The organism is Thioalkalivibrio sp. ALE20 (assembly GCF_000381405.1).
GTDB lineage: Bacteria > Pseudomonadota > Gammaproteobacteria > Ectothiorhodospirales > Ectothiorhodospiraceae > Thioalkalivibrio.
The window spans coordinates 1-6139 of sequence record NZ_KB906491.1 but is presented as its reverse complement, the minus strand read 5'-3'; the positions used below and the strand labels follow the sequence as shown (position 1 = coordinate 6139).

The window sequence follows — 6139 nt, the reverse complement described above, 5'->3', positions numbered from 1 at the left end:
CGCTACGCCGAGGACAACGAACACGCCAGCGCCTGGATCCGCGTCGCCCAGGCCTGGGCCGGCCCCGGCTACGGCAGCGTCCTGCTCCCGCGCATCGGCCACGCCGTGATCGTCGACTTCCTCGAGGGCGACCCCGACCGCCCCGTGGTCACCGGCGCCGTCCACGACGGCGACAACCCCCCGCCGTACCCGCTGCCCGAACACAAGACCCGCTCCGTGCTGCGCACCCGCAGCCACCAGGCCGAGGGCTACAACGAACTGCGCTTCGACGACGCCCGCGACGCCGAACAGATCCACCTCCACGCCCAGCGCGACCTCGATCTGATCACCCGCAACGACCGCAGCGAGACCATCGAACGCCACAGCCATCTTGGCGTCCACGGCGACCGCCTCGCCGAGGTCCGCGGCAACGAACACCTCACCGTCCAGGGCGAACGCCGCGAACACACCGCCGCCGACCAGCACCTCACCGTCGACGGCACCCTGCACCAGCGCTTCGGCACCGCCCAGCTCGTCGAGGCCGGACGGGAGATCCACCACGCCGCCGGCACGAAGATCGTCCTCGACGCCGGCGCCGAGATCACCCTCCAGGCCGGTGGCAGCTTCATCAAGGTCGACCCCTCCGGCGTCACCCTCAGCGGCCCGAACGTCCGCCTCAACTCCGGCGGCAGCCCCGGCTCCGGCAGCCCACCGCAGGTGCAGATGCCCGAACATCCCCGCAGCGCGGACGCGAGCCCCCGCAGCCGTTCGAGCACCTCCGGACCCGCGCCCGGGGCAGGGGCCGACGCCATTCGGGAGGCCTCGATGGCCGAAGGCACCGCAGAGCGTGAGCGGGAATTGCTGGTGGATATCACCAGCGGCAGTGAAGACGGCCAGCAGGTCCGCCTGCGCCAGGGTCGGGCAGACGCGGCTGCTACACAGGCACGCACGCAAGCACGGCCCTCCGATGAGCACCAGGGCGCGGGCAGTGGACCAGATAGCACAGCTGCCGCAAAGGAGAGACCCTCAAGTGAAAAAGAAGAGGGCACTGCCGGAGCTGCAGTGGATCAGTGGAGGTTTGCCCGTGAACTGGCTGCACAAGGGCAGACCGAACGGGTGGTGTCAAACCGGAGGCTAAAAGTAGAGCTCATCAGCCACACCATCGGCCTTGATGGTGCGCATGTGGCCGTATGGGTCAATCCGCTGGACGACAGTGGAGAAGTAAAGCCGGTCGCGCGAGCACTTCCGCCCGTGGGCCGCCCCAGGGCGGAGCCCGACTTCAATGTAGGCGGGCATGTCGGTCTCGGACAATCCGTGACTCGAGTCATCGATGCCGGTTACGACTCCGAGGGAGGACACCTCTGGACTCTTGAGCTACCCAGGCAACAATCACCCCACAACAATTCGCATGGCGTTGCCGTCCGGATTTATACCCTTGTCGATTGAAATGAGCCAAAAGGTCATGAAGATTTCTGCGAACATGCTGTTTTTGGCTCTCGCCCTTTTGCTGGCGGGTTGCCCGAACACCTCTGACCGCGAGGCCTCGTATGCAGGAGAAGACCGTGGCGGCTGTATCGTGCGCTTCGACTTGACGGGTGATCTGGACACGCCCGATGCCGTAAGGCAAGTGAATGACATGATCTCGCGCACCATCGGCAGGCAGGGCCTCGCCACGCAGTATCGCATTGCCTCCGTATCGTACAACTCGCCACGTCCGGAATATGCCGTCCGTTATGTAAAGGACTGCGGCAAACGCCATGAACATACGGCAGCTCTACTGGAGCACCTTGTCCGTGAGATCGACGCGATCGAGAACTACCACATATATGAACGCGACTACGTCGACGAACATGATCTTGTCATGACGCAAGGGACGCCCTGGGGGCCACCTCCGGAACAGAGCAAATGAGCCCACCCACCGGGTTTTGAACAACGTGCCTGCCCGGAAGGCCTCGTTCCGGCCGGCTGAGAACCATTCCCGCTTTTCAGCGCGGAGCGACTTTCGAACGAGGAGCACAAGGAATGAGTGAAGGCGATCTCAAGGAACTGAACGAGGAGGCCGTGGAACTGGGCGTGCGCCGCCGCGCCGAGTACTCGGACGAGGAAGACGGCACCCTGGCGCTGGTGATCCCGAAACGCGAGGGGGGCGGCGAGATCGAGATCGCGCTGCTCGAGCATGCCCGCGCGGTCGAGGAGCGCGAGGACGGGGAACTGCAGGACAACACCCTGGTGGCCATCCGTCTGCTGGCACAACTGGTGCGGGGGCTGCCCGCCCACCTCGGGGGTGGCAGCGAGGACGCATCGGTGACATTCGGGATGCTGCGGCCAGGCTATCTGTATGTCTTTTTCCGCGATCGGCTGTGGCGCGAACTCGAGGTCGGTCCCGACGGCCGCCTCAGCGACGTGGACCTGGCCGCCTGCCGCGAGCAGACCGACACCGGCGAACTGCCCGATGAACGCCCCGCCGAGGGGGAGTGGCTGGAACACATCCTCGCTCCCGCGATGCTGCAGGGGGAGGCCACCCTGCACAAGGTGCGTCTCGCCTACAGCGAGATCGCCTGGAGCGGCTCCTACATCCGCTGGTTGGAGGCGGACCCCGCGCGGATCAAGTCCCGCAGCGCCGCCATCAACGCGGCCGCGGCGGTGCTTGCTGACGGGGAGCGCCAGTTGTCCCTGACGCGGGGTTTCCCCGCCGGCCGCCTCGCCGACGTCCTTGCCCTGCGCCGGCGCGATCTCGGCATGGAGCTGATGCTGGAGGCCCCCGAAGCCTTCACGCCCGACTTTAATGCCCCGGCCGAGGACGAACTGTGCGCCCGTCTTCGGCACCGCTGGGCGCAGGCCGGCGAGGACGACCGGGCCGCTTCGCTGGATCTGCAGTGCGAGGATGGCGAAGACCTGCTCGACGGCCGGCGGGACAACGACGGCGTCATCGCCGTGCCGATACCGGACCCGCTGTTCGCGCTGCGTCACGCCCTGGCGCAGATCCATCTCGCCCAGCACTACCTCGACGCCCTCGATGCGGAACTGGCGGAGCAACCGCTGGGGCACTCGGCCCGGCTGATCCGCCAGGCCCTTTATGCCGCACCAGAGGACGGGGGCACCAACCCCCTCGCCGACTATCGGGACGCCCTCGACACCGAGCGGCTGGACGCGGTTCTCCAGCAACCCGAGCGCGACGCCACGGTGGCCCTGCTGAACCGGCAGCTCCACACCCTCCAGTGGCTGGCGAGCGAAGGGCAGATCACCGCCGTGCTGCGCGACTTCACCAGCCATCACGACCTCGGCCTGTGCGAAGGGTATGCCCTGTGCGCCGACCTTCTCGGTGTGCTGCAGCAACTCCCGGGCGTCCTGCACGATCACCCGGATAGCGCTCCGGCAACACGCGCGCGCAACCTTCTGCAAACCCTGCTCACGAGCGCCGACCTGCAATCGCTGTGGAATCCGTCTGCCCCCGAGCAGGCCGATGCCACCGCGCCCGGTACGGACGACGGCGATGGCGCCCCGTCGGACGCCCTCCTGCGCCGGCTGGCCGGGGACGACAGCGAGATCGACGAAGCCCGAGCCGAGGCGCTGGGTCTCGAGACGCTCGGGCTGATGGCCCGCAATCTGGCCGAACAGGAGCAGGAGCAGACAGAAGCCGTTCTCCACCTGACCAACGCCGGCAGGGTCGGGGGGCTCCTGCGTGCGGTGGTAAGCCAGTGGAGCCAGGCCGTGCTGCGCGCCGTGGAACGGGTGTCCGACGACGTGGAGGTGATCCGGCTGCAGCGCCTGTTCACCGCGGTCGAGAGCCACGCCAACCTGATCGACGGCGACCTGGGCGGCGAACTGCGCATCATGCGCCGAGGCGAAGTCGACCTGGACCGCTACACCATCCTGGGCGTACATGGCGACGGCCTCCACTGGGGTCTCACCGACCGCGACCGCGCCAGCGAGACCCTGCAGACCCGGCGGGACTACCTCTTTGCCGACCAGGTCGATGCCGACAGCAACCTCACCGGCTCCACCAGCCCGAAACGCATGAGCGCGGAGGTGGACGACGCGATCCGGCGCGTGGCGGGGCACACCCTGGTGTTCGTGCTGCCCGCGGGCCACCCCGAGGCAGCCCGGGCCGCCCAGCTCCGCCTGGCCAAGGTGGCCGGGCAGGCCCGGGTGGTGGTGGATGGGCCGGCCATCTCGCGGATGCTGGTGGGCTTTGCGATTTATAACCTCGCCCGGGAGTATGCGGCTGTTCAACAGGCCGAACGGGCAAACCGGAGTCTGTTCCAGGAAGCAAAAGCTTTCGGAGCCTTCATTGACCTGACAGCGGCCTCCATGAAACTGCATACCGCCCTTTACCCGGAACCGGTATCGCGGACGGGGCGTTTTGTGCAACGGCCCTGGTTCGACATGAAGAACTGGCCGCTGATCGGCGCCCGATTGCAGAAGGTCGGCGCCAGCACCCTGGTTCGCACCGTCGGCCTGTTCAACTTCGGTGCAGGCGTTGCCGCCGTCGGCATCAGCGCCTGGGAACTGCGCATCAGCCTGCAGCAGGGCGATCGCGGGGCCGCCGCCGGGCACGGCGTGGCGGTGGCCGGTGCCGCACTGTTCGTGACCGCCCCGCTGCTGACGGGCCTGTTGCTGATCCCGGGCTGGGGCTGGGCCCTGCTGGGCCTGGGGCTGGCCATCGGCGGTACCAGCTACGCCGCCATGAACCAGGACACCGACTTCGAGCAGCTGCTCCGCCAGGGCCCGCTCGGCACCCATCCCCAGGCGGAGCCGGAATCCACGGACGACACCCGCTACTACCCGCAGTTGCTCACCGCGCTCAGCCCCGTCGAGACCGAGGTGCAACGCTACGGCCGGCTCGGGGCGGACGAGCAGCAGGCCCTGCTGGCCAGCATCGGCGAGACGGCCGGGCCCGGCAACCGCGATTACGTCGTCACCGTCCGCACGCCCCTGATCAGCCGCTTCCGGATCGGCCCGGGCGAATCGTTGACCCTGGCCGTGCAGGAACTCACGCAGACCACGGCCACGACCCCCACCCGGTTCGGGGATCAATACGCCTCGACCTACATTACCGAGGCACCGGACCCCTTCGTGATCGGCCGGCGCCAACTGCTTCCGCAGGAGAGCGCCGTGCGCTTTCTGGTTCGGCGCCGGGCTGCCGAGGAACGGGTCGAGATGGGCGGCGTCTCCGTCTCGTCCAGCGCCCGCCTGCGGATCGCGCTGCAGGCTCGCATCGCGTGGGAGCGGGGCGAGATGGTCCTGCCCACCCCGGCGCTGACGCAGTACGAGCCCTACCGGGACGGCGAGCATGGCGAGCCACCGGGTCGAGCACAGCGCACGGTCAACAATCCCTTTACTGCGCTCGTCAAACAATTGGCCGGGCGCTCACAGGACCCGCTGTACTGGCACATCCAGGAGTTCGACGTATGAGCTGCCCCGATCCCTCCGGTGACTACGCCCCCGGGGCCTACCGTTCGGATGCCATCCCGCCGCTGCCGGCGCCACCGAGGGCGCGGGACCGCTTCGGCGAGACCCTGCTGCCGTTCGGCGACTACGCCCACATCGACCCGCACCAGCAGGTACTGGAAGACGCCGAGTTCGTGCAGCACCAGGAACAGCAGGACCCGGAGTTCTACCGGTCGGACGACTGGTGGTGGGACCACGAGCGGATCCGCTTCCTGAAAAGCCAGCTGGGGCTTTCCGTGCTGATACTCGCGGTTCCGGTGGTTTATTTTTTCGCCCTGCTGGCCATTCCGCTTTTCATTACAGATCAGATACGCGACCCTCTGTTTGAGTACAACGAGTCACTAGCACCCACGGTAATCTTCTTTATTCTGGGGGCCGGCGTTCTGGGCGCTGGCATTATCGGTGCCTACACCACCCAACCCCTGATGATCGGCCTGATCCACCTCGGCGCCTTCCTGCTCAAGCCGTTCCACGGGGTCATCGCCGCCCGCAGCCAGCGCTACCTGGACAACCGCAGCAGCGAGTTCAACCGCCGCACCGGCCAGGTCCGCTTTGCCCGGGGCCGGCGCAAGCCACCGCTGGAGGCGCCGTTCGTGGAGTTCGATGCCTATCTCGAGCGGGTGGTGCAGCGGGGCGGGATCTTCTACCGGCTGATGTTCGTGCACCGCTACAGCGGCGAGCAGTTCAACCGGACCTCGCTGAGCGGGGT

General features: G+C 67.5%; 4 protein-coding genes. All 4 read left to right on the top strand.

All coding sequences use genetic code 11. From position 1 onward, the window contains the following. A partial coding sequence (locus F790_RS14435; protein WP_156824346.1) for a type VI secretion system Vgr family protein occupies positions 1-1425 on the top strand: 1425 nt, incomplete at its 5' end. Further along, a complete protein-coding gene (locus F790_RS0113530) occupies positions 1415-1888 on the top strand; it encodes a hypothetical protein (protein ID WP_231384400.1) in 474 nt (157 codons plus the stop codon). The genes F790_RS14435 and F790_RS0113530, both read left to right, overlap by 11 nt. Before the next feature lie 113 nt (positions 1889-2001). Then, entirely contained in the window at positions 2002-5394 is a 3393-nt protein-coding gene (locus tag F790_RS0113525) for a toxin VasX (RefSeq protein ID WP_019592008.1), read from the top strand. After that, the coding region (locus F790_RS0113520) for a hypothetical protein (protein ID WP_019592007.1) at positions 5391-6139 on the top strand (749 nt) is incomplete at its 3' end. The genes F790_RS0113525 and F790_RS0113520, both read left to right, overlap by 4 nt.

Coding starts and splice junctions, on each gene's coding strand:
- F790_RS0113525 (WP_019592008.1), top strand. CDS start 2,002: ATGAGTGAAGGCGATCTCAAGGAACTGAACGAGGAGGCCGTGGAACTG.